Origin of the sequence: Nonomuraea sp. NPDC049649, assembly GCF_040675175.1 — a bacterium.
Taxonomy (GTDB): Bacteria; Actinomycetota; Actinomycetes; order Streptosporangiales; family Streptosporangiaceae; genus Nonomuraea.
In genome coordinates, this window is the sequence record NZ_JBFAOH010000002.1 from 317,032 (window position 1) to 339,053 (window position 22,022).

Below are 22,022 nucleotides of genomic sequence, written 5' to 3' on the forward strand. Positions count from 1 at the left end.
GGCGGCGGTCAGGCCTGGGCGGCGTCGTCCGGCGCGGCGGCGGCGACGGGGGCGTTCTCCGGGAAGTGGCAGGCCACCCGGTGACCGCCCGACAGCTCCTCCAGCGGCGGCTCGACCGTCTTGCAGATCTCCTGCGCCTTCCAGCAGCGGGTGTGGAAGCGGCAGGCGGGCGGCGGGTTGAGCGGGCTGGGCACGTCGCCGGTGAGGCGGATGCGCTCGCGGTCTCGGCGCGCCTTCGGGTCGGGCACCGGCACCGCCGACAGCAGCGCGTTGGTGTAGGGGTGCATGGGCGCCGCGTACAGGCTCTTGCGGTCGGCGATCTCGACGATCTTGCCGAGGTACATGACCGCGACCCGGTCGCTGATGTGGCGCACCACCGACAGGTCGTGGGCGATGACCACGTAGGTGAGGTCGAGCTCGTTCTGCAGGTCCTCCAGCAGGTTGACGACCTGGGCCTGGATGGACACGTCGAGGGCGGAGACGGGCTCGTCGGCGATGATGAGCTTGGGCTTGAGCGCGAGCGTGCGGGCGATGCCGATGCGCTGGCGCTGGCCGCCGGAGAACTCGTGCGGGTAGCGGTTGTAGTGCTCGGGGTTGAGCCCGACCAGTTCCAGGATGTCCTGGACCGCCTTCTTGATGCCGTTCTCGGTCTTGATGCCCTGGATGCGGAACGGGGCGCCGACGATGGCGCCGACCGTGTGCCGGGGGTTGAGCGACGAGTACGGGTCCTGGAAGATCATCTGCATGTCGCGGCGGAGCGGGCGGAGCTTGCCCTGGCTCAGGTGGGTGATGTCGCGGCCCTCGAAGACCACCTTGCCGCCGGTGGGCTCCAGCAGGCGGGTGACCAGCCGCCCGGTGGTGGACTTGCCGCAGCCGGACTCGCCCACCAGGCCGAGGGTCTCCCCCTTGAACACCTCGAAGCTGACCCCGTCGACCGCCTTGACGGCGCCGACCTGCCTTTTGAACAGGCCCGCCGTGACGGGGAAGTGCTTCTCCATGTCGTGCACGGAAAGAAGCGGCTCGTTCTCGCTCACTGCGTCTCCAGGACTGGCTTGATCTCGTTCTCCCACAGCGCCCGCCGTTCCGTCCTGGGCATGTGGCAGCGCACCAGGTGGCCGCGCTCGGTCGGCGCCAGGTCGGGGACCTCGGTGGAGGCGCGCCCCTCGGTGCGCTCGGCGTACGGGCAGCGGGGGTGGAAGGCGCAGCCGGGCGGCACGTTGATGAGCGACGGCGGGGAGCCCTTGATCGGCAGCAGCCGTTCGGTCGGCTCGCGGTCGAGCCGGGGCATCGAGCCGAGCAGGCCCCAGGTGTAGGGGTGCTCGGGCCGGTAGAAGATGTCCTCGGCGTCGCCGTACTCGACGCACTTGCCCGCGTACATGACGAGGATGTCGTCGGACAGCTCCGCCACCACGCCGAGGTCGTGGGTGATGATGATGAGCGCGGAGTTGAACTCGCGCTGCAGGTCGCGCATCAGGTCGAGGATCTGCGCCTGCACGGTCACGTCGAGCGCGGTGGTGGGCTCGTCGGCGATGAGCAGCTCGGGGTCGCAGGAGAGCGCCATGGCGATCATGGCGCGCTGGCGCATACCGCCGGAGAACTCGTGCGGGTAGCTGTCGACCCGCCGGCCCGGCTCGGGGATGCCGACGCGGCCGAGCAGGTCGACGGCGTGCTTGCGGGCGACCTGCTTGCTGACGTCGTTGTGGATACGGTAGGCCTCGACGATCTGGTGGCCGACGGTGTAGTACGGGTGCATCGCCGACAGCGGATCCTGGAAGATCATCGCCATCCGCTTGCCCCGCAGGCCGCGCACCTGCTCGGCGGACATGGCGACCAGGTCCTGGCCGTCGAGCAGGATCTCGCCGGAGATCCGCGCCCGGCCGCCCTTGTGCAGGCCGAGGATGCCGAGGCTGGTGACGCTCTTGCCGGAGCCGGACTCGCCGACGATGCCGAGGGTGCGCCCGCGTTCGACGGAGAAGGTCAGGCCGTCGACGGCCCTGACGAGACCGTCGTCGGTGGGAAAGTGGATCTTCAGATCCTTGACGTCAAGGAAGCTCACGACAACCTCACCCTCGGGTCGACCCAGGCGTAGAGAAGGTCGACGACCAGGCTCGCGACGACCACGAAGCTCGCCGCGAACAGGACCACGCCCATGACCTGCGGCAGATCCTGGTTCCTGATGGCCAGGATGGCGAACTGACCGAGGCCCGGCAGCGTGTACGTGGTCTCGGTGAGGATCGCGCCGCCGATCAGCAGGCCGAAGTCGATGCCGAAGAGCGTCAGGATCGGGGTGAGCGCGGCCCGCAGGCCGTGTTTGACCACCACGTCCCGTTCGTGCAGGCCCTTGGCCCTGGCGGTGCGGATGTAGTCCTCCCCCATGGTCTCCAGCATGCCCGCGCGGGTGAGCCGCGCATAGGTGGCGGCGAACAGGAACGCCAGCGTGATCCACGGCAGCAGCAGGTTGTAGGCCCACTGCCCCGGATTCTCGCTGAAGTCCGTCCAGGACCCGCCCGGCGGCGTCCAGCCGAGGCCGTACGAGAAGACGACCAGCGAGAGCATGCCGGTGAAGAAGATGGGCAGCGACACGCCCGCCAGGGCGGTGCCCATGGACAGGCGGTCGAAGAAGCTGCCGCGCCGCAGCGCGGAGATGACGCCGACGGAGACGCCGGCGACGACCCAGAGGACCGCGGCGCCGATGGCGAGGGAGAACGTCACCGGCATCCGGTCGATCAGGTCGGGCCAGACGGGCTGGCCGCTGATGAAGGAGTAGCCCAGGCAGGGCGCCGGGCAGTGCTCGACTCCCGCGCCGTAGTCGTACTCGGCGCCGGCGAAGATCCCTTTGACGAACCGGCCGTACTGGACGACCACGGGATCGTTGAACCCCAGCCTCTCCGCCACCAGGGCCACCGTCTGCTCCGTGGCCGCGCGGCCGACGTAACGAGAGGCGAGCGATTCCGGGGTCGCACCGGCCCACTGCGGCACCACGAAGAAGATGCCGAAAGTGACCATGCTGATCACGACCAGCATGGCGACCGCGCCGATGAGTCGTCTGATGATGTATGTGAGCACCGCTACCGGCCGGATGGCCTGCCCGTCGCCGGGCAGGCCATCCCTGCCTTCACCTGCCTTCGCTAGATCCCCGTGCCCCGCCTGCTATTCGACGCCGAGCAGGATGTAGTCGTACATCGCCTGGCCTTCGTTGTAGGCGATGTTGGTCACGCCCTTGCCGCGCAGGAGCAGGGCCTTGGCCCAGACCACGGGCAGCATGGAGGCGTCTTCCATGACCGCCTTGTCGACGTCGACCCAGAGCTTGGCGCGGGCGTCCGCGTCGAGCTCGGACGAGGCTTGGTCGATCAGCTGGTCGACCTTGTCGCTGTTGACGCTCAGGTTGTAGTTGCCGGCGCTGCGGATCGTGCGGCTGTCGACGATGGCCTGCATGAAGCCGTAGCCGTCGGGCCAGTCGGCGCCCCAGCCGTGACCGGCCAGGCCGATGTTGTTCTTCTTGACGTACTCGGTGTTGCCGGCGTAGTCGGAGAAGTAGCTGGAGGCCGGGAAGCCCTTGAGGTCCACCTTGATGTTGACCTTGGAGAGAGCCTGCTGCATGGCCTCGGCCAGCGCCTTCTCGCGCGGGCGGTCGGCGCGGTAGACCATGGTGGTCTCGAAGCCGTCAGGCTGGCCGCACGCGGTCAGCGCCTGCTTGGCCTTCTCGACGTCGCCCTTGTTCTCCGGCGTCTCGTACAGGTCGAACTTCTCCTGGCCGACGATGGGCGGCGGCAGGACGTTGGTCGCGATGTCGCCGCCGGCGACGGGGCCGCCGTAGGCGGTCTGGTTGGCGACGCGGTCCGCGGCGAACATGACGGCCTTGCGGCACTCGACGTTGTCGAGCGGCGGGTTGTACGGGATCACCGAGATGTACCAGAGCCGCGGGATGACCGGGTTGTCCGTGCGGGCCTTCATCTCCGGGTCGGGCAGCACCTTGCCGAGCGCGGCCGGCTGGAGGCCGGTGCCCGGGATGTCCAGGTGGATGTCGCCGGAGATGAGCTGGTTGTCGAGGTCGTCGGCGTTGACGTTGAGCTGGACCTCGATGCGGTCGGGCAGCGCGGGACGGTTCGGGTCCGTCGCCGGGTCCCACTGGTCGTTACGGACCATGGTGAAGCGCTTGCCGATCTCGTTGGTCTCGAACTTGTACGGACCGGACGAGATCACCTTCTCCTTGTACTTGGCGCCGGTGTCCTTGTCCTTCGGCACCGGGGCCGTCATCGGCATCTGGACGATGTAGTCCATCGACGCGAACGGCTTCTTCAGGTGGAAGACGATCGTGTGGTCGTCCGGGGTCTCGATCGCGGAGCTGTAGTCCACGTCCGGGGTCTTGTAGACGCCTTCGAAGTCCTTCGGCCACTCGAGCAGCTCGTTGAGGTAGGACGGGCCGTGCGGGAACGTCTCCTTGTCGAAGGAGCGGGCGACCGCGTAGGCGATGTCCTTGGACGTGATCGGGGTGCCGTCCTCGAACTTGAGGCCCTGCTTGATCTTGTACGTCCAGGTCTTGCCGTCTTCGCTCGGCTCGCCGAGGGACTCGGCGAGGTCCGGGATGACGGTGTTGCCGTCGGGGCCGGGACCGGGCTTGTACATCGTCAGCGTCCGCCAGTAGAACCGGCCGAAGTTGAACGAGTAGCCGTAGTAGGTGTCGCCCGGGTCGAGGCTGTCCCAGTCGGCGGAGTGCGCGGCCTTGAGGGTGCCGCCCTTCTTGGTGGAAGGGTTGTACACCTGGGTCAGGGCGGCGTCGGCCACGGGTTGCGCGGCGTCGCCGGAGGCCGACTGGGCCGGCTGCTGCTGCGTACCGCCCCCTCCGCCGCCGCCGCAGGCGGAGAGCACCAGGGCGAGCGCCGCGGTCGCGGCCGCTGCCAGTGCGGATTTCCTTCTCATTGATACCCCTTGTCAGTGGAGATGGGGATGGTGCGTTGGCGAAGGTCAGTGGGCCCGGGGGTCGAAGGCGTCCCTCAGCCCGTCGCCGAACAGGTTGAAGGCGAGGACGGTGATGAAAATCGCCAGACCGGGGAAGATCACGAAGTGCGGCAGCGTGTAGAACCGCACCGCCTCGGAGAGCATGCCGCCCCAGGTGGGGGTGGGCGGGTTGATGCCCACGCCGAGGAACGACAGCGCCGCCTCGAACAGGATGTTCGCGGGGATGAGCAGGGTCGCGTAGACCAGGATCGGCGCCATCAGGTTGGGCATGATCTCCCGGAACAGGATGTAGCCGTTGCGGGCGCCCAGGCTCCTGGCCGCGTCGACGAACTCGCGCTCGCGCAGCGACAGCGTCTGGCCGCGGACGATGCGGCCGATGCTGGGCCAGCTGAAGAAGCCGATGATGAAGATCAGCATGGCGATGCGCAGGCCGTTGCCCTCCAGCCCGAAGCCCTCGTTCGGCATCACGCCGACCAGCGCGATGGCGAAGACGAGCAGCGGGAAGGCGAGGAACACGTCCATGATCCGGCCGATGATCTGGTCGACCCAGCCGCCGAAGTAGCCCGCGACGACGCCCATGACGGTGCCGATCAGCACCGACACCATGGTGGCCAGGAAGCCGATCAGCAGCGAGACGCCGGCGCCGGCGACGATCCGGCTGAAGATGTCGCGGCCGTTGACCGGCTCGACGCCGAGCAGGAACTCCGAGCTCATGCCGCCGAAGTCGCCCTTGGGCAGCAGCGTGCTCTGGTCGATCGCGTCCTGGTGGAACTCCAGCGGGTCGTGCCCCAGCAGGTTGATGATGGGGGTGGCGAAGACCGCCATGAGGATCAGCAGGATCACGACGATGCCGCCGCTGAGCGCGACCTTGTCACGGCGGAGCCGCATCCAGGCGATCCGGGTGAGGGACCGGCCCTGGACGGCCCTGCCCGAGTCGGAGAGCGTGGTCTCCGGCGGCGCTCCCGCGGAAGCGCCGGAAACGTCGAGCGGTGCGGTCATGCCGGATTGCCCCCTGGGGTTCAGACGACGTTGTCTGGAGTTTCGTCTTACCGGTCGCCTCGTCGCGACCTCAGGAGGCAGGATGTATGGCCTGAGCTGCGCTGACTAGCCCCTCAGGCCGCTATGTGGCTCAACTGTGATTGACGCGAAACGCATTCGTATCGATCTTGATCTGAATGTCTGGGGCCCGTCCTGGTTGCGTCCCGGATCTGTGACATATCAGGACCTAGCTGATGCCTCGCTGTCGCAGAAGATCCTCAATGTCCGAGAAGTCGTCATCGCCCTTCGGCGCCTTCTTCTTGCTCTCGACCGCGGGCTTGGCGGCCTGCTTCTGAGCGGGCGCCCCGGGGGCCGCGCCGCCCTCAGCCGCCTTGCCGCCCTTCCCGGCCTTGCGGAGCTTCCTGCCGCGCAGCACCCCGGAGACGACGAACAGGACGAACGACAGCCCCGCCACGGCGACGCCCGCCCACACCATCGGGTTGAACACCAGGTTCGTCACGAACCCGACGACCGTGGCGCCGATCGTCCACAGCGCCTGCAGCGCCTTGGTCAGGTAGGCCGCCAGCGGCAGCAGCGCCCACGCGGCCATGCGCAGCCCCGAGGCCGCGCCCCGCCTCCGGAACGCCAGGAAACTCAGCACGAGCCCCGCGGCGGTCAGCCCTATGCAGAGCGGGAACCATGCGATCTGATCGAAACCCATCCGGGCCACTCCTCGGTATTCGCCTTTACCTTCCATCCTGGCACGCGAACCGGAGAGCGCCCCTCCTCCGTGAGAACCACCGATCCCTTAGGGGAATCTCACCGTGGCCCGTACGGGAGCCTCAGAAGGGCAGCAGGGCGCGCAGACGGGAGGGGCTGACCTCGGTGAGGGACGGCACCACGAGACGGCCCGGAGCCGCCTCCACGGGCAGCAGGTTGGGCACCGCCACCACCGCGCATCCGGCGGCCGTGGCCGCCGCCACCCCGTTGGGCGAATCCTCCAGCACCACCGACCGCACCGGCTCCGCCCCCAGCAGCCGCGCGGCCGTCAGGTAGGGCTCCGGGTCGGGCTTGGTGCGCTCGACGTCGTCGGCGGTGACGACGGCGTCGAAGCGGTCGCGTCCGGCGCTCTTGAGCGCCGCGTCGGCGATCTCCCGCAGCGAGGAGGTGACCAGCGCCACCGGCACCCCCTCGTCGCGCAGCGCGTCGAGCAGCTCGAAGGCGCCCGGCAGGGGCCGCACCCCGCGCGCCAGGCGGGCGACCATGCCGGTCACCATCCACTCCCGGACGGTCCACGGCGGCACGTCCGCCCCGGACACGCCCAGCATGTAGTCGACGGTCCGCTCCATGGAGCCGCCGACGAGGTGGACCTGGTGCTCGGGCGTCCAGGACGCGCCGAGCCGGTCCATCACCTCGGTCTCGACCTCCAGCCACACCCGCTCGGTGTCGAGCAGCAGGCCGTCCATGTCGAAGAAGACCGCTTCCACCCGTTCCCCCTGAAGATCCGCGGGCCGTCAGACGTTGAAGTACTTGGCCTCGGGATGGTGGGCGACCAGGGCGGAGGTGGACTGCTCCGGGTGGAGCTGGAACTCCTCCGACAGCTCGACCCCGATCCGCTCCGGATCCAGCAGCTGGAACAGCTGCACCTGGTCTTCCAGGTTGGGGCAGGCGGGGTAGCCGAACGAGTAGCGGCAGCCCTGGATGTTGACCTTGAGCATGTCGTCGAGCGACTCGTCGCCGCCGATGCCCAGCTCGGCGCGGACCCGGGCGTGCCAGTATTCGGCCAGCGCCTCGGTGAGCTGCACCGACAGGCCGTGCAGCTCCAGGTAGTCGCGGTAGGCGTCCTTGGCGAACAGCTCGGCCGTGGCCTCGGAGATCCGGCTGCCCATCGTGACGACCTGGAAGCCCACCACGTCGACCTCCCCCGAGTCCTTGGACCGGAAGAAGTCGGACAGGCACAGATGGCGGTCGCGCCGCTGGCGCGGGAACGTGAAGCGGGTGCGCTCGCCGCCCGACTCGTCGAGGATGATCAGCGAGTCGCCGTCGCTGACGCACGGGAAGTAGCCGTAGACGACGGCCGACTCCAGCAGCCCCTCGGTCTGCAGCCGCTCCAGCCACATCCGCAGCCTGGGCCGGCCCTCGGTCTCGACCAGCTCCTCGTAGCCGGGACCGCCGCCGCCCCTGGTCGGCTTGAGCCCCCACTGGCCCAGGAAGAGCGCCCGCTCGTCGAGGAAGGCCGCGTAGTCGGCCAGCGGGATGCCCTTGACGATGCGGTCGCCGTGGAACGGCGCCTTCGGCACCGGGTTGTCGGCGGCGACGTCGGAGCGGGACGGCAGCTCCTCGACGGGAGTACGGTCGAGCGTCGCGCCGGTCTTGACCCGGCGCTGGCGCAGCGGCGGCAGCTCGGCCCCGGGCACGCCGCGCTTGACCGCCATGATGGCGTCCATCAGCCGCAGGCCCTCGAAGGCGTCGCGGGCGTAGCGGACCTCGCCCTCGAACAGCTCGGCCAGGTCCTGCTCGACGTAGGCGCGGGTGAGCGCGGCGCCGCCGAGCAGCACGGGGTACTTCTGGGCCAGCCCCCTGGAGTTGAGCTCCTCCAGGTTCTCCTTCATCACCACGGTCGACTTGACCAGGAGCCCGGACATGCCGATCACGTCGGCCTTCTGCTCGTCGGCGGCCTCCAGGATGGCCGAGACCGGCTGCTTGATGCCGAGGTTGACGACCTCGTAGCCGTTGTTGGACAGGATGATGTCGACGAGGTTCTTGCCGATGTCGTGCACGTCGCCCTTGACGGTGGCCAGCACGATGCGGCCCTTCGTCTCACCCTCGACCCGCTCCATGTGCGGCTCCAGGTGGGCGACGGCGGCCTTCATCACCTCGGCCGACTGCAGCACGAACGGCAGCTGCATCTGGCCGGACCCGAACAGCTCGCCGACCGTCTTCATGCCGTCGAGCAGCACGTCGTTGATGATCTCCAGGGCGGGCCGCTGGGTCAGCGCGTCGTCGAGGTCGGCCTCCAGGCCCTTGCGCTCGCCGTCGATGATGCGCCGCTTGAGCCGCTCCCAGAGCGGCAGGGCGGCCAGCTCCTCGGCCTTGCTGGCGCGCAGCGCCGCCGCGTCGACGCCCTCGAACAGGTCCATGAACCGCTGCAGCGGGTCGTAGCCCTCGCGCCGCCGGTCGTAGACCATGTCGAGGGCGACCTGGCGCTGCTCGTCGGGGATGCGGGCCATCGGCACGATCTTGGAGGCGTGCACGATGGCCGAGTCGAGGCCGGCGTTGACGCACTCGTTCAGGAAGACCGAGTTGAGCACCATGCGGGCGGCCGGGTTGAGGCCGAAGCTGATGTTGGAGACGCCGAGCGTGGTCTGCACGCCCGGGTAGCGGCGCTTGAGCTCGCGGATGGCCTCGATGGTCTCCAGGCCGTCGCGCCTGGTCTCCTCCTGGCCGGTGGCGATGGGGAAGGTGAGGCAGTCGACGATGATGTCCTCGACCCGCATGCCCCAGTTGTTCGTCAGGTCCTCGACGAGGCGGGTGGCGACGCGCACCTTGTGCTCGGCGGTGCGGGCCTGGCCCTCCTCGTCGATGGTGAGCGCGACCACGGCGGCGCCGTGCTCGCTCACCAGCCGCATGATCCGCTGGAAGCGCGAGTCGGAGCCGGTGCCGTCCTCGTAGTTGACGGAGTTGACCGCGGCGCGGCCGCCCAGCAGCTCCAGCCCGGCGCGGAGCACCTCCGGCTCGGTCGAGTCGAGCATGATCGGCAGGGTGGAGGCGGTGGCCAGCCGGAAGGCCAGCTCCTTCATGTCGGCCACGCCGTCGCGGCCCACGTAGTCGACGCACAGGTCGAGCATGTGGGCGCCGCCGCGGGCCTGGTCGCGGGCCATCTCCACGCAGTCGTCCCAGCGGCCCGCCAGCATGGCCTCGCGGAAGGCCCTGGAGCCGTTGGTGTTGCACCGCTCGCCGATGGCGAGGAAGGAGGTGTCCTGCCGGAACGGGACGGTCTGGTAGAGCGAGGAGGCGCCGGGCTCCGGGCGCGGGCGGCGGGGGGCGACCTCCCGGCCCCGCAGCCGCTCGACCACCTGGCGCATGTGCTCGGGGGTGGTGCCGCAGCAGCCGCCGACGATGGACAGGCCGTAGTCGCGGGCGAAGGCCTCGTGGGCGTCCGTCAGCTCCTCGGCGGTCAGCGGGTAGTAGGCGCCGTCGGCGGTGAGCACGGGCAGCCCGGCGTTGGGCATGCACGACAGCGGCAGCCGCGAGTGGCGGGCGAGGTAGCGCAGGTGCTCGCTCATCTCGGCGGGGCCGGTCGCGCAGTTGAGGCCGATCACGTCGACGCCGAGCGGCTCGATCGCGGTGAGCGCGGCGCCGATCTCGGAGCCGAGCAGCATCGCGCCGTTGGTCTCGATCGTCACCTGGGCGATGATCGGCACATCGCGCCCGGCCGCCTCGATGGCCCGCTTGGCGCCGATCACGGCGGCCTTGACCTGCAGCAGGTCCTGGGCGGTCTCGATGATGAGGGCGTCGGCGCCGCCCGCGATCAGGCCGGCGGCGTTGTCGCGGTACGCGTCGCGCAGGGTGGCGAACGGCAGGTGGCCGAGGGTGGGCAGCTTGGTGCCCGGCCCGATCGAGCCGAGCACGAAACGCGGGTGGTCGGGCGTGGACCAGTGGTCGGCCCGCTCCCTGGCGATCCTCGCCCCGGCCTCCGAGTATTCGTAGACCCGGTCGGAGATGCCGTACTCGCCGAGCGCCGCCAGGTTGGCGCCGAAGGTGTTGGTCTCCACGCAGTCGACGCCGGCCGCAAAGTAGGCGTCGTGGACGCCCTGGACGATGTCGGGCCGGGTGACGTTCAGAACCTCGTTGCAGCCCTCGTGACCTTGGAAGTCGTCGAGCGTGGGATCGTGGGCCTGCAGCATCGTGCCCATGGCGCCGTCGGCGACGACCACACGCTGGGACAGCACTTCTCGGAATGTCGGCACGATGCTCATGCGAACAAGCCTATCGGCTGTGCCGCATGCGAGATCCGCACGCCCTTCCCGCCCGGTTTCGGCCGGCAGCGTACGCGCTCGGTCCCTATAACGGTCAAAGGGTACGGTGGGAGCCGTTGATCGCGCTTACCACGTGACAGGAGTACCACCTCAGCGCATAGGCTTAGCGCGACAGTGCAGACAGCAGGAGGCGACACGTGATCGAGCTCGAAGGGCTCCCCGAGCTCGTCGACCCGGTGCTCATTGCCGCGTTCGAGGGGTGGAACGACGCGGGCGAGGCCTCGAGCGGTGTGATCGCCCATCTCGAGTCCGCCTGGAAGGCCGAGCCGCTGGCCGAGCTGGACCCCGACGACTACTACGACTTCCAGGTCACCCGCCCGGTCGTCGAGATGGGCGACGGGCTGACCCGGTCGATCATCTGGCCGACGACGAGACTGCTGCGCGCCCGCCCGCCGGGCAGCGAGCGCGACGTGGTGCTGCTGCGCGGCATCGAGCCCAACATGCGCTGGCGGTCGTTCTGCGCCGACATCATCGAGTTCTGCCGCGAGCTCGGCGTCGAGACGGCCGTCATGCTGGGCGCGCTCCTCAACGACTCGCCCCACACCCGGCCGGTGCCGGTCCTCGGCTCGGCCACCGACGACGGCCTGGCCCGCTCGATAAACCTGGAGCTGAGCCGCTACGAAGGCCCGACGGGCATCGTCGGGGTGCTGCAGCACGCGTTCGGCCGCGCGGGCCTGAGCGCCATCACCCTCTGGGCGTCGGTCCCCCACTACGTGGCCCAGCCGCCCAACCCCAAGGCCACGCTCGCGCTGCTGCGCCGGCTGGAGGACGTGCTGGAGATCCCGATGCCGCTGGGCGACCTCGACGAGGAGGCCCGCGCCTGGGAGCACGGCGTCGACGAGCTGGCCTCGCAGGACAGCGAGGTCGCCGAGTACGTCAAGGAGCTGGAGGAGCGCAAGGACGCGGCGGAGCTGCCGGAGGCGAGCGGCGACGCGATCGCGGCCGAGTTCGAACGCTACCTCCGCCGCCGCAACCGCGACACCGACACCTGACCTGCCCTGGAAGCCCGGCACCTGACCGTGCCGGGCTTCTTGCTGTGGAACGCCGGCGGCTGACCGCGCGCCCGGCCTGCCCCGGAACGCCGACACCTGACCGTGCCGGGCTGTTTCTTGTGGAACGCCCATGTCTGACCTCGTCCGGCGGCCTGGCCGGAAAACGCCGACAGCTGACAGCGCCCGGCGACTTCGGCCTGGAACACCGATGGTTCCGTCGTACACGGTTGGCGACCTGTCCTGGAATGGGTGCTTCCTCTGCTGCCACGAGGGCCGTCGGGTGGGACGCGTCCGTTTCCGGGCATTTCCGTCGAAGGCTTTCCGGCCGTTGTCTCCGGCCTTCGAGGGATCGTACGAGAACGCGCCGAAACCGCCGTGCCCTCGTCAGCACGGGAAGCTTGCCGGGCGTGTCGGAGCGCTGGGAGTCAACGGCGGGACGCGGTGGCCGTGGAGTGGAGGGCTTGGTCGTGGCGGTGCCAGACCAGGGCGGCCACGTCCGGGGCGGCGCCGAGCGGCGGGGTGACGAGGTCGGCGCCCGCGGCCGACAGGCGGGACTGGAAGAAGCCGGGGGCCAGCAGGTAGGAGGCGAGCGCCACCCGGGATGCCGGGCCGGAGCGCAGGCGTTCCACGGTCTCCTCCAGTCCGGGCGTGCCGGTGGAGACGAAGGCGGCGGTGACCGGGCGGGACAGGCGGGCGGAGAGCAGCCGGGCGGCGGAGCGTACGTTCGCCGGCCCGCCGGGGTCCGCCGAGCCCGCCGCGCCGAGCACGACCGCGTCCGAGGCCCTGAGCCCGGCGCGGGTCAGGTGGCGGGTGAGTGCGGCGGTCAGCAGGGGGTGCGGGCCGAGCGGTGCGCCGACCAGGGCATCCGGTCGGTGCTCGGCGACGACGGCGGGGAGGTCGAGGTGTGCGTGGTAGCCGCCGGACAGCAGGAGCGGGACCACGACCACCGGGCCGCGCGCGGCGGCGAGGACTTCGGGCAACGGCGGGGCGCTGATCTCCAGGTAGCCGAGCTCGACGCGGTGACCGGGCCGTGCCGCGCGGACCGCCGCGGTCAGCTCGGACATGGTGCGCTCCCCCTCGGGACTGCGGGTGCCGTGGGCGGCCAGGACGAGCGTCACAGAGCCCCCTCCGGAATCCGGTAGCCGCGCTGCTCCCCTTCCGGAATGTGGATGCCGTGAGCGGCCAGGACGGGCGTCACCGCGTCCCCTCGTACCGGCAAGCGAACCGGTAACGGCGCGGCTCCCCGCGTCCGAGATGCGGGTGCCGTGGACAGCGGAGTCACCGTTCCCCCTCGTATCGGCAGGCGAGGCGGTAGCCGCGTTTGACCACGGTTTCGACGATGCCGGCGGGGCCGAGGGCGCGGCGCAGGCGGGTGACGGCCATTTCGACGGCGTGCTCGGCCGGGTCCCGGGCGGCGCTGCCGGGCAGGACGGTGCGCAGGTCGGCGCGGGAGACGACGTGGCCGGGTTTGTCGGCGAGGCGTTTGAGCACGGCCATGGGGGCGGGCGGCAGGGGCCGGAGTTCGCCGTCGACGGCGACGGCGTGGCCGCGGATCTCCAGGTGGTGGCCGCCGGCTGAGAGGCGGGTGACGGCGTGGCCGGGGAGGTGGCGGGCGAGGGCGCGGGCGAGCGCGCCGAGGCGGGCCCGGTCGGGCTGGAGGGTGGGGACGCCGCGCCCGGCGAGGGGGCCCGCGGTGACGGGGCCGACGCAGGCGGCGACGACGGGCCCGGCGAAGGCGGCGAGCAGGGCGTCCTCGGCGCCCGCGGCGCGGGCGGCGTCGAGCATGGCGTGCACGGCGGGGGCGCTGGTGAAGGCGACGGCGTCGACGGCGCCGGAGACGGTCTGGGCGATGAGGCGGCGCAGCGGTGAGGGGTCGCGGTAGGGCAGCCACCGGTAGACGGGGATCTCGATCACTTCGGCCCCGGCACGGCGCAGGTCGGCGACGAAGTCGGTGAGCGGCTCGCCGTGCTGCTGGACGGCGATGCGCCGGCCGCGCAGGTCCTGGGCGAGCAGGTGGTCCCTGACCTCGGCGCAGGACTCGGTGGCGGGCGTCCAGTGGTCGTTGAGGCCGGCGGCGCGGACGGCGCCCCTGGCCTTGGGCCCGCGGGTGAGCAGGCGGGCGGAGGCGAGGTGGCCGACCAGGTCGGCGGAGAGGCCCCAGCCTTCGGCGGCGGCCATCCAGCCGCGGAAGCCGACGCCGGTGGTGACCACCACGTCGTCGACGGGCGCGCGCAGGCACTGCCGGGTGGCGGCGAGCAGGTCGGCGTCCTCGGCGAGCGGGACGAGCCTGATGGCAGGGGCGCTCAGCACGCGGGCGCCGCGCCGTTCGAGCAGCGCCCCGAACTCCTCGCGCCGCCGGGTGGCCGTGACGCCGACGGTGAAGCCCGCCAGCGCGTCCGGGGCCGTCTCGGGCGGGGAGGCGAGGTCCCCGCCGCCCGGGGCCGTCATGCGGGCACGCCCGGCCGGGCCCCGAGCACCCGGCCGGGCATCACAGTCACGTCAACCGGAAGTGAGATCACGCCTTCATCGTGGCGGCGCGGGGTTTCCGCGCTGGGTCTCTTCTGTTACCGCTGTGCTACAAGCGGCGGCCTGCGCGGTTGGCGGACGATCAGGGCGGGAAACCCGGAGATGTACGGCGCGGCCATTTCGGGGAGTTGTGGTGACGGTGCTGCCGATCAGGGCGTTCGACGACCCGGTGCTCCGCTCGGTGGCGGAGCCGGTGCGGGATTTCGACAAGGAGCTGCGCAGGCTGGTCAAGTCGATGACGCTGACGCTGCGTGCGGGCGCGGGGCGGGCGGGTCTGGCCGCGCCTCAGGTGGGGGTGCCGCTGCGGGTGCTGGTCTACGCGTACGAGGGCGCGTCGGGCCATCTGATCAATCCGCGGCTGGAGTTGTCGGAGCGGCGCGTCACGGCGGACGAGGCGTGCCTGTCGGCGCCGGGTGTGTGGTGGCCGCTGGAGCGTGCCTTCCGCGTGGTCGCCCGGGGCCGTGACATGTTCGGCAAGCCCGTGACCGTGCGGGCGCTGGGCGTGCTGGCGCGCGTGCTGCAGCACGAGGCCGACCATCTGGACGGCGTGCTGTTCAGCGACCACCTGTCAGCGGACGAGCGTGGACGGTTTCTGGCCGCGGCGCTGTCCTCGGGATGAGCGCGCGCCGCTGTTCGGGATCCAGGCCGCCCCAGACGCCGTGCGTCTGGCCGCTGCTGATCGCATAGTCGAGGCATGGCCTGCGCACGGGGCAGGTCCGGCAGACGGCCTTGGCGCGTTCCACCTGTGACTGGCCCGGCCCCTGGAGCGAGATAGGAAAGAACAGCTCAGGGTCCAGGTCGGAGCAGGCGGCCCTGCGTGACCAGTCGAGCATCATCATGCTCATCGCGCCTACCCAGCGTAGTCCGGCTCATACCTGTGCGAGCAGGCGGTCCCAATCCCGGTGGAATCTGTCGAGCCCGTAGCGTGCCAGCGCGGCCGCCCGCGCGGCCTTGCCCGCCTGGGCGGCCCGTTCCGGATCGGCCGCGAACTCGCGGAGCGCCCGGGCCAGCACGCCGACCCGGGTCGAGATCACGCCCGCCTCGGGCGGCACGGCCTCGACCGCCTCGGTGGCGGCGACCGCCACCACGGGCATGCCGAGGGTCATGGCCTCGATGAGGGCGAGCCCGAGCGAGGTCCACCGGTACGGGTGCAGGTAGACGCGCCGCCTGGCCAGTTCGGCGTGCATCCGGGCCTGCGGCAGGTCCTCGTACGTCCCGTACGGAAGTCCTTCGACCTTCATGCCGAACAGGTCGAGCGGGACCTCGGCGGCGAAGCGCGGCAGCAGGTCGGTGCCGGCGACGCGGGTGCGCCGGACGGGCTCGTTGACGACGACGCCCGCCCTGGGCAGCTCGCCGGTGTAGAGGTGGCCGGGGTCGACGACGCCGTGCTCGATGACGCGGGTGGGGGCCCGGCCGTTGTCCCAGAACAGCTCGTTGAAGTGGGTGACGTGCACGAGCGTGAGGTCGCTCCGCCCGGCCAGCGGGTGGCGGGTGCGCGGCACGTCGCCGGCGGGGGTGTTGTGCTCGACGTAGACGCCGGGCAGGTCGCGGCCGAGCCATTCGCGGGCGAGGTCCAGCTCGTGGGGGCGCTGATAGACGATCACGTCGACGGGTTCGTGGCGCAGGCGGTCCCACGGCACTTCGCGGGCGTTCTCCGGCCAGGGGTAGGTGTCGGCCCGCCCGCGCCCGTCGGGGCCGCGGTCGGGGACGAGCGGCAGGACGTAGTCGTGGCGGCCGTGCACGAACGAGGTGGTCCACGAGCCGTGGACGTGCCAGAGGAGGATCCTCACCAGCGGCTCCAGCCGAGGGTGCGCGACCAGGCGGAGCCGCCGGCGGTGAGGGCGGCGGGCGCGGCCTCGGTCTCGCGCAGCAGCCGGTCGGCGACGTCGCCGAGGTCGTGGGCGACCTCGGGCGCGCGCTCGATCTCGGAGCGCAGCGTCTCCTCGGTCGGGACCAGGATGCCGCGCGCCCCGGCGGCCCTGGCCGCGTCCATGTCGCGGCCGATGTCGCCGACCACGACGCATTCGCGCGGGCTGACGTCGAGCACCGCGGCGGCCCTGATGACCAGGCCCGGCGCGGGTTTGCGGCAGGTGCAGCCGTCGCCGCCGTCGTGGACGCAGATCGCCCACGCGTCGAACGGCCCGAGCAGCTCCTCGACGCGGCGGTTCACCTGTTCCATCTCGTCGGCGGTGATCAGACCTTTGGCCACGCCCGACTGGTTGGTGACCACCGCCACCGGCAGGTCGGCGCGGCGCAGCCTGCTCAGCGCCTCCAGGGCGCCCGGCGTGGGCCGCACCAGGGCCGGGTCGCCGTTGTACGGGACATCCCTGATGAGCGTTCCGTCCCTGTCGAAGAGCACGGCCCCGGGACGTCGTTGTTCGAACACCATCCACCTCCGTCGCGTGGCCGACAGCTACCCCTGACCTCCTCCGGCAAACCACTACCGAGCGTGACCAAAGGCGGGAGTTCGCGGGGCTGTTTCCGCACGTCAGCGCGGGGGGTGTGTTTGAGGAGCGCTTCTCTCGGTAGCGGTTCTCCTCATCTGCAGGAAGGGAACCGATGAGATTTCTCGGCATCAACGCGATCTTCCACGATCCGGCGGCGGCCCTGGTCGCCGACGGGAAGGTGGTCGCCGCGGCGGAGGAGGAACGGTTCAGCAGGCGCAAGCACGGCAAGCGGCCGCTGCCGTTCTCCGCGTGGGAGCTGCCCGAGCAGGCGGCCGCGTGGTGCCTGCGGGAGGCGGGCATCGGGCCCGAGGACGTGGACGCGGTGGCCTACTCCTACGATCCCGCCCTGGTCGAGCAGCGGCCGGACGGCGACTGGGAGGACCTGCGCACCCGGTACGCGGTGCGCGCCCCGCTGTTCCTGTCCACGGCGCTGCCGGGGCTGGATCCGGCGCGGGTCCGGTTCGTGCCGCACCATGTGGCGCACGCCGCCTCGGCGGGGCTGGCCTCGCCCTGGCGCGACTGCGCGGTGCTGGTGTGCGACGGCCGCGGCGAGGACGTCTCCCACCTGGCCGGGCGCTATGCGGGCGGCGAGCTGGAGGTGCTGGCCGCCCAGCGGCTGCCGCACTCGCTCGGGCTGATGTACGAGGACGTGACCGCGCATCTGGGCTTCCTGCGTTCCAGCGACGAGTACAAGGTCATGGCGCTCGCCTCGTACGGGCGCCCGCGCTTCCTGGAGGAGCTGCGCGAGCTCGTCTACGCGACGGACGACGGCGGCTTCCACGTGACGCCGATCGAGTGGGCCGGGTACGCCAAGGCGCTGCGGAAGGGCGAGCCGTGGACGGCCGACCACGCCGACCTGGCGGCCAGCGTGCAGGCCCGGCTGGAGGAGGTGCTGCTGGACCTGGCCCGCTGGCTGCACGGACGTACCGGTGAGCGGCGGCTGGCCCTGGCCGGCGGGGTGGCGCTGAACTGCGTGGCCAACACCCGGCTGCTCGCCGAGGGGCCGTTCGACGAGGTGTGGGTGCAGCCCGCCGCCGGAGACTCCGGGACCGCGCTGGGCGGCGCCCTGCACCTGGCCCAGGCGTACGGGGAACCGGCCGCGCCGATGGGCACCGCGGCGCTCGGGCGCGGCTTCACCGACGAGGAGCTGCGGGCCTGGCTGGACGTGGCGCGCGTCCCGTACACGCGGCCGGCCGACCTGGCGGCGGCGGTCGCGGCCGAGCTGGCCGCCGACCGGATCGTGGCCTGGTTCCAGGGCCGGTCGGAGTACGGGCCGCGGGCGCTCGGCCACCGCTCGCTGCTGGCCCACCCGGGACGGGCGGCCAACACCGAACGGCTCAACGACGTCAAGGGGCGCGAGCAGTTCCGGCCCATCGCGCCGATGGTGCTGGAGGACCGGGCGGCCGGGATCTTCGGGCGGGGGCCGGTGCCGTCGCCGTACATGCTGTTCGTGCACGACGTGCTGCCCGCCTGGCGCGACCGCGTCCCGGCCGTGGTGCACGTGGACGGGACCGCCCGGGTGCAGACCGTCTCCCCGGCCGCCGAGCCGCTGATGGCGCGGGTGCTGGCCGAGTTCGAGGCGCGGACCGGGCTGCCGGTGCTGGTCAACACGAGCCTCAACACGGCGGGGCGGCCGATGGTGGACGACCCGCGTGACGCGCTGGAGTGCTTCGGGTCCTCGCCGGTGGAGGTGCTGGCCCTGGGGCCCTTCCTGATACGGCGGGGGGAGGTGTTCGCGTCGTGATCACCGTGGTGATCCCCACGATCGGGCGGCCCAGCCTGCGTGCCACGCTGGCCGCGCTGCCGGGCGTCCCCGTCGTGGTGGCCGACGACCGGCCCGGCGCCCGCGCGCCGCTGGAGGTGCCTTCCGGCGTACGGGTCGTACGGTCGGGCGGTCGCGGGCCCGCGGCGGCGCGCAACGCCGGATGGCGGGCGGCGGACACGCCGTGGGTGGTCTTCCTGGACGACGACGTGGTGCCGTCGCCCGGCTGGGTGGACGCCGTCCGCCGAGACCTGGCGGACCTGCCTGAGGAGGTGGCGGGCAGCCAGGGCCGCATCGTGGTGCCGCTGCCGTACGATCGGCGGCCCACCGACGGCGAACGGCACACCGCCGGGCTGGAGTCCGCCGACTGGCCGACGGCCGACATGGCCTACCGCCGCCCCGCCCTGGAGCGCGTCGGCGGCTTCGACGAGCGTTTCCCCCGCGCCTACCGCGAGGACGCCGACCTGGCCCTCCGCATGCGGCGATCCGGCTACCGCCTGGTCAAGGGCGACCGCGTCACCCTTCACCCGGTCCGCGACGACGGCTTCTGGGCCAGCGTCCGCTTCCAGCGCGGCAACGCCGACGACGCCCGCATGCGCCGCCTCCACGGCCCCCTGTGGCGCTCCGCCATCGGCGGCACCCCCGGCCGCCTCCCCCGCCACGCCCTCACCACCGCCTTCGCCGCCACCGCCCTCGCCCTGGCGGCCTACGCCCTCACCCTGCCCCGCTCCCCCGCGCGACTCCCGCGTACGAGACGACTCACCTCGCTCGCCCTCACGAAACTCCGCCGTACGAACCGGCCGCAAGCAGGACGGACCTCCTCCGGCGCGGACATCCTCACGGATCTTCTCTCCGTCGCGGGACTGCGCCGTACGGACCGGCCGGGGAGAGGGCGGATCGTCCTCGTGTCCCCCGCGCGGTTCACGCGCGCGAAGGGGGCTCTCGCGGCCGGGGTGGCCGCGGCCGGGTGGGCGGTCATGACCGGGGAGTTTCTGTGGGCGCGGGTGCGGCCCGGGCCGCGGAGTGCCCGCGAGGTGGCGCGGATGGCCGTCACCAGCGTGCTGATCCCGCCGGTCGCCTGCTGGCACCGGCTCAAGGGGGAATGGGAGGTGCGGCGATGAGCGGTCCGCGGGTGCTCGTGGCGCGGCTCGACGACGCCGGGGACGTGCTGCTGGCCGGTCCCGCGGTGCGGGCCGTGCGCGAGCGGGCGGGCGAGGTCGTGTTCCTGGCCGGTCCGGCGGGCAGTGGGGCGGCTGAGCTGCTGCCGGGGGTGGACCGGGTGGTGGTGTGGCGGGCGCCGTGGATTCTGGGTGACCCGCCGCCGGTGGACCGGTCCGAGGTGGACGCGCTCGTACGCCGGATCCGCGGCTGCGAGGAGGCGCTGATCCTGACCTCGTTCCACCAGTCGGCGCTGCCGCTGGCCCTGCTGCTGAGGCTGGCCGGGGTGCGGCGGATCGCCGCGATCAGCAACGACTACCCGGGCTCGCTGCTGGACGTCCGCCATCAGGTCGACGAGTCGGTGGACGTCCCGGAGGCGGAGCGGATGCTGGCGCTGGCCCGCGCGGCCGGGTTCGCGCTGCCGCCCGGCGACGACGGGAGGCTCGCGGTGCGGCGGCCGCTCCCCGATCTCGGCGGGGACGTGCGGCGGCTGGCCGGCGAGGACGCCTATGTGGTGGTGCATCCGGGGACGTCCGCGCCCGCCCGGGCCTGGCCCGCCGAACGGCACCGTGAGGCCGTGCGGGAGCTGGTCCACGACGGGCACCGGGTGGTGGTGACCGGCCAGGAACGTGAGCTGACCGCCTTCGTCGCCGGGAGGGACGGGGTGGATCTGGGCGGGCGGACCACGTTCGCCGAGCTGGCCGCGGTGCTGGAACGCGCCGCCGTGCTGGTGGCGGGGAACACGGGCCCGGCCCACCTGGCGGCGGCCGTCGGCACGCCGGTGGTCAGCCTGTTCGCCCCCGTCGTCCCCGCCGAGCGGTGGGCCCCGTACGGCGTGCCCGCGGTGCTGCTCGGCGACCAGCAGGCGCCCTGCCGCGCGAGCAGGGCGCGCGCCTGCCCGGTCCCGGGGCACCCGTGCCTGTCGCAGGTGACCAGCGAGCAGGTGGTCAAGGCAGTGAGGGAGCTGACCCAGTGAAGATCGATCTCGTCTCGGAGCACGCCGACCCGCTCGCCGGGATCGGCGGCGTCGACTCCGGCGGCCAGAACGTGTACGTGGCCTCGCTCGCCACGGCGCTGGCCGCGCGCGGTCACTCGGTGGTCGTGCACACGCGGCGCTCCCATCCCGCCCAGCCGCCGTCGGTGCGGGTCTCCCCCGGCGTGACGGTCGAGTACGTGCCCGCCGGCCCGGCGGCCCCGGTGCCGAAGGACGAGCTTCCCCCGTACATGCCGGAGTTCACCGACCGGCTGGCCGACCGGTGGGCGCTGCGCGTCCCCGACGTGGTGCACGCGCACTTCTGGATGAGCGGGCAGGCGGCGCTGCAGGCGGCGGACGGCTTCCCGGTGGTGCAGACGTTCCACGCGCTCGGCACCGTGAAGCGGCGCTGGCAGGGCCCCGCCGACACCAGCCCCGCGCACCGCCTGGCGACCGAGCGCGCGATCGGGCTGCGCGCCGACGCGGTGCTCGCGACCTGCGGCGACGAGGTGGACGAACTGGCCGCGATGGGCGTGCCCGAGCAGCGGATCACCGTCGTGCCGTGCGGCGTCGACCTGGACATGTTCTGCCCCGACGGGCCGGTGGCGCCGCGCACGGACGGGCCGATGGTGCTCAGCATCGGCCGGCTGGTGCCGCGCAAGGGCGTGGACACGGTGATCGCCGCGCTGCGCCGGCTGCCCGGGGCCGAGCTGGTGATCGCGGGCGGGCGGGCCGACGACGCAGAGGCCGTGCGGCTGTGCGAGCTGGCGGACTGCTACGGGCTCGCGGACCGGGTGCACGTGATCGGCAGCGTGCCGCGCGAGCGCGTCCCGGCGCTTATGCGCGCAGCGGACGTGCTGGTCACCGTGCCGTGGTACGAGCCGTTCGGGATGGTCCCGGTCGAGGCGATGGCGTGCGGCGTGCCCGTCGTGGCGTCGGCGGTCGGCGGCCACCTGGACACGGTCGCCGGGTGCGGGCTGCTGGTGCCGCCGCGCAGGCCGAGGGCGCTCGCCAGGGCGCTGAAGGAGGTGCTGGACAGTCCGGACAGGGGCCGGGAGATCGGCAGGGCGGGCGCCCGGCGCGCCCGCGAGCGGTACGGCTGGCCGCGTGTCGCCGAGCAGACCGAGGCCGTGTACACGCAGGTGATCGACGGACAGCCGAGCCGTCTCGCCGCGCTTGGGGGGTAAC

19 protein-coding genes are annotated in these 22,022 nt (G+C 72.0%); 6 read left to right on the plus strand and 13 right to left on the minus strand.

The features are described 5' to 3' along the window. Positions 1-8 precede the first annotated feature (8 nt). The 8 genes from AB0J42_RS04735 to metH all read right to left on the minus strand — a co-directional run bounded on the left by AB0J42_RS04735 (position 9) and on the right by metH (position 10,916). Entirely contained in the window at positions 9-998 is a 990-nt protein-coding gene (locus AB0J42_RS04735; RefSeq protein WP_364289125.1) for a dipeptide ABC transporter ATP-binding protein, read from the minus strand. Between the two features lie 32 nt (positions 999-1,030). Next, complete coding sequence (locus tag AB0J42_RS04740; protein WP_364288900.1) at positions 1,031-2,056, minus strand: ABC transporter ATP-binding protein; 1,026 nt, start codon at positions 2,054-2,056, stop codon at positions 1,031-1,033. After that, the gene (locus tag AB0J42_RS04745) at positions 2,053-3,066 is read right to left on the minus strand and encodes an ABC transporter permease (RefSeq protein WP_364288902.1); all 1,014 of its coding nucleotides are present in this window, start codon (positions 3,064-3,066) and stop codon (positions 2,053-2,055) included. Before AB0J42_RS04745 ends, AB0J42_RS04740 begins: the two co-directional genes overlap by 4 nt. 84 nt (positions 3,067-3,150) lie before the next feature. Continuing rightward, entirely contained in the window at positions 3,151-4,920 is a 1,770-nt protein-coding gene (locus tag AB0J42_RS04750; RefSeq protein WP_364288904.1) for an ABC transporter substrate-binding protein, read from the minus strand. 45 nt (positions 4,921-4,965) lie between these two features. Continuing rightward, a complete protein-coding gene (locus AB0J42_RS04755; protein ID WP_364288906.1) occupies positions 4,966-5,958 on the minus strand; it encodes an ABC transporter permease in 993 nt (330 codons plus the stop codon). A 226-nt stretch (positions 5,959-6,184) separates the two neighbouring features. Continuing rightward, the gene (locus tag AB0J42_RS04760; RefSeq protein ID WP_364288908.1) at positions 6,185-6,658 is read right to left on the minus strand and encodes a cellulose synthase; all 474 of its coding nucleotides are present in this window, start codon (positions 6,656-6,658) and stop codon (positions 6,185-6,187) included. 121 nt (positions 6,659-6,779) lie between these two features. After that, on the minus strand, positions 6,780-7,424 hold the full coding sequence (locus tag AB0J42_RS04765) for an HAD family phosphatase (protein ID WP_364288910.1): 645 nt from the start codon (positions 7,422-7,424) through the stop codon (positions 6,780-6,782). Between the two features lie 27 nt (positions 7,425-7,451). After that, a complete protein-coding gene (metH, locus tag AB0J42_RS04770; RefSeq protein ID WP_364288911.1) occupies positions 7,452-10,916 on the minus strand; it encodes a methionine synthase in 3,465 nt (1,154 codons plus the stop codon). A gap of 197 nt (positions 10,917-11,113) precedes the next feature. Between metH and AB0J42_RS04775 the strand changes: the two genes are divergently transcribed. Further along, positions 11,114-11,968 (plus strand): PAC2 family protein, encoded by an 855-nt coding sequence (locus AB0J42_RS04775; protein ID WP_364288912.1) that lies wholly within the window; start codon positions 11,114-11,116, stop codon positions 11,966-11,968. A 425-nt stretch (positions 11,969-12,393) separates the two neighbouring features. Here AB0J42_RS04775 and AB0J42_RS04780 read toward each other — a convergent pair whose 3' ends face one another. Both AB0J42_RS04780 and AB0J42_RS04785 read right to left on the minus strand, forming a co-directional pair. Beyond that, on the minus strand, positions 12,394-13,086 hold the full coding sequence (locus AB0J42_RS04780) for a sirohydrochlorin chelatase (RefSeq protein WP_364288914.1): 693 nt from the start codon (positions 13,084-13,086) through the stop codon (positions 12,394-12,396). Between the two features lie 160 nt (positions 13,087-13,246). Further along, positions 13,247-14,416 carry a uroporphyrinogen-III synthase gene (locus AB0J42_RS04785; protein WP_364288916.1) on the minus strand — a complete coding sequence of 390 codons (1,170 nt, stop codon included), beginning with the start codon at positions 14,414-14,416 and terminating at the stop codon, positions 13,247-13,249. Between the two features lie 211 nt (positions 14,417-14,627). Here AB0J42_RS04785 and def point away from each other — a divergent pair, with 211 nt between their 5' ends. Next, positions 14,628-15,113 (plus strand): peptide deformylase, encoded by a 486-nt coding sequence (def, locus tag AB0J42_RS04790; RefSeq protein WP_364288918.1) that lies wholly within the window; start codon positions 14,628-14,630, stop codon positions 15,111-15,113. Here the strand turns inward: def and AB0J42_RS04795 are convergent. The 3 genes from AB0J42_RS04795 to AB0J42_RS04805 are packed head-to-tail and all read right to left on the minus strand — an operon-like array spanning position 15,049 to position 16,883. Beyond that, entirely contained in the window at positions 15,049-15,339 is a 291-nt protein-coding gene (locus AB0J42_RS04795; RefSeq protein WP_364288920.1) for a WhiB family transcriptional regulator, read from the minus strand. The two genes, def and AB0J42_RS04795, sit on opposite strands and share 65 nt — an antisense overlap. Positions 15,340-15,363: 24 nt before the next feature. After that, positions 15,364-16,284, minus strand: coding sequence for a glycosyltransferase (locus AB0J42_RS04800; RefSeq protein ID WP_364288922.1), 921 nt, complete (start codon positions 16,282-16,284; stop codon positions 15,364-15,366). Beyond that, positions 16,281-16,883 carry an HAD-IIIA family hydrolase gene (locus AB0J42_RS04805; RefSeq protein ID WP_364288924.1) on the minus strand — a complete coding sequence of 201 codons (603 nt, stop codon included), beginning with the start codon at positions 16,881-16,883 and terminating at the stop codon, positions 16,281-16,283. The genes AB0J42_RS04800 and AB0J42_RS04805 overlap by 4 nt, the downstream gene beginning before the upstream one ends. 170 nt (positions 16,884-17,053) lie before the next feature. On the opposite strand from AB0J42_RS04805, the gene AB0J42_RS04810 reads away from it, so the two are divergent. Genes AB0J42_RS04810 through AB0J42_RS04825 form a run of 4 tightly spaced genes read left to right on the plus strand, consistent with a single transcriptional unit; the run spans position 17,054 to position 22,021 of the window. Then, the gene (locus tag AB0J42_RS04810; RefSeq protein ID WP_364288926.1) at positions 17,054-18,685 is read left to right on the plus strand and encodes a carbamoyltransferase C-terminal domain-containing protein; all 1,632 of its coding nucleotides are present in this window, start codon (positions 17,054-17,056) and stop codon (positions 18,683-18,685) included. After that, positions 18,682-19,824, plus strand: a complete 1,143-nt coding sequence (locus AB0J42_RS04815; RefSeq protein ID WP_364288928.1) for a glycosyltransferase — start codon at positions 18,682-18,684, stop codon at positions 19,822-19,824. Before AB0J42_RS04810 ends, AB0J42_RS04815 begins: the two co-directional genes overlap by 4 nt. Beyond that, positions 19,821-20,837 (plus strand): glycosyltransferase family 9 protein, encoded by a 1,017-nt coding sequence (locus tag AB0J42_RS04820; RefSeq protein WP_364288930.1) that lies wholly within the window; start codon positions 19,821-19,823, stop codon positions 20,835-20,837. The genes AB0J42_RS04815 and AB0J42_RS04820 overlap by 4 nt, the downstream gene beginning before the upstream one ends. Then, the gene (locus AB0J42_RS04825) at positions 20,834-22,021 is read left to right on the plus strand and encodes a glycosyltransferase (RefSeq protein WP_364288932.1); all 1,188 of its coding nucleotides are present in this window, start codon (positions 20,834-20,836) and stop codon (positions 22,019-22,021) included. Before AB0J42_RS04820 ends, AB0J42_RS04825 begins: the two co-directional genes overlap by 4 nt. The last annotated feature ends 1 nt before the right edge of the window (position 22,022 follow it).

Bases quoted from the DNA above. Each gene is read 5' to 3' on its own strand.
- AB0J42_RS04810 (WP_364288926.1), top strand. From the start codon at position 17,054: ATGAGATTTCTCGGCATCAACGCGATCTTCCACGATCCGGCGGCGGCC.
- AB0J42_RS04735 (WP_364289125.1), bottom strand. From the start codon at position 998: ATGGAGAAGCACTTCCCCGTCACGGCGGGCCTGTTCAAAAGGCAGGTC.
- AB0J42_RS04750 (WP_364288904.1), bottom strand. From the start codon at position 4,920: ATGAGAAGGAAATCCGCACTGGCAGCGGCCGCGACCGCGGCGCTCGCC.
- AB0J42_RS04760 (WP_364288908.1), bottom strand. From the start codon at position 6,658: ATGGGTTTCGATCAGATCGCATGGTTCCCGCTCTGCATAGGGCTGACC.
- metH (WP_364288911.1), bottom strand. From the start codon at position 10,916: ATGAGCATCGTGCCGACATTCCGAGAAGTGCTGTCCCAGCGTGTGGTC.
- AB0J42_RS04820 (WP_364288930.1), top strand. From the start codon at position 19,821: ATGAGCGGTCCGCGGGTGCTCGTGGCGCGGCTCGACGACGCCGGGGAC.
- AB0J42_RS04755 (WP_364288906.1), bottom strand. From the start codon at position 5,958: ATGACCGCACCGCTCGACGTTTCCGGCGCTTCCGCGGGAGCGCCGCCG.
- AB0J42_RS04795 (WP_364288920.1), bottom strand. From the start codon at position 15,339: ATGAGCATGATGATGCTCGACTGGTCACGCAGGGCCGCCTGCTCCGAC.
- AB0J42_RS04805 (WP_364288924.1), bottom strand. From the start codon at position 16,883: ATGGTGTTCGAACAACGACGTCCCGGGGCCGTGCTCTTCGACAGGGAC.
- AB0J42_RS04785 (WP_364288916.1), bottom strand. From the start codon at position 14,416: ATGACGGCCCCGGGCGGCGGGGACCTCGCCTCCCCGCCCGAGACGGCC.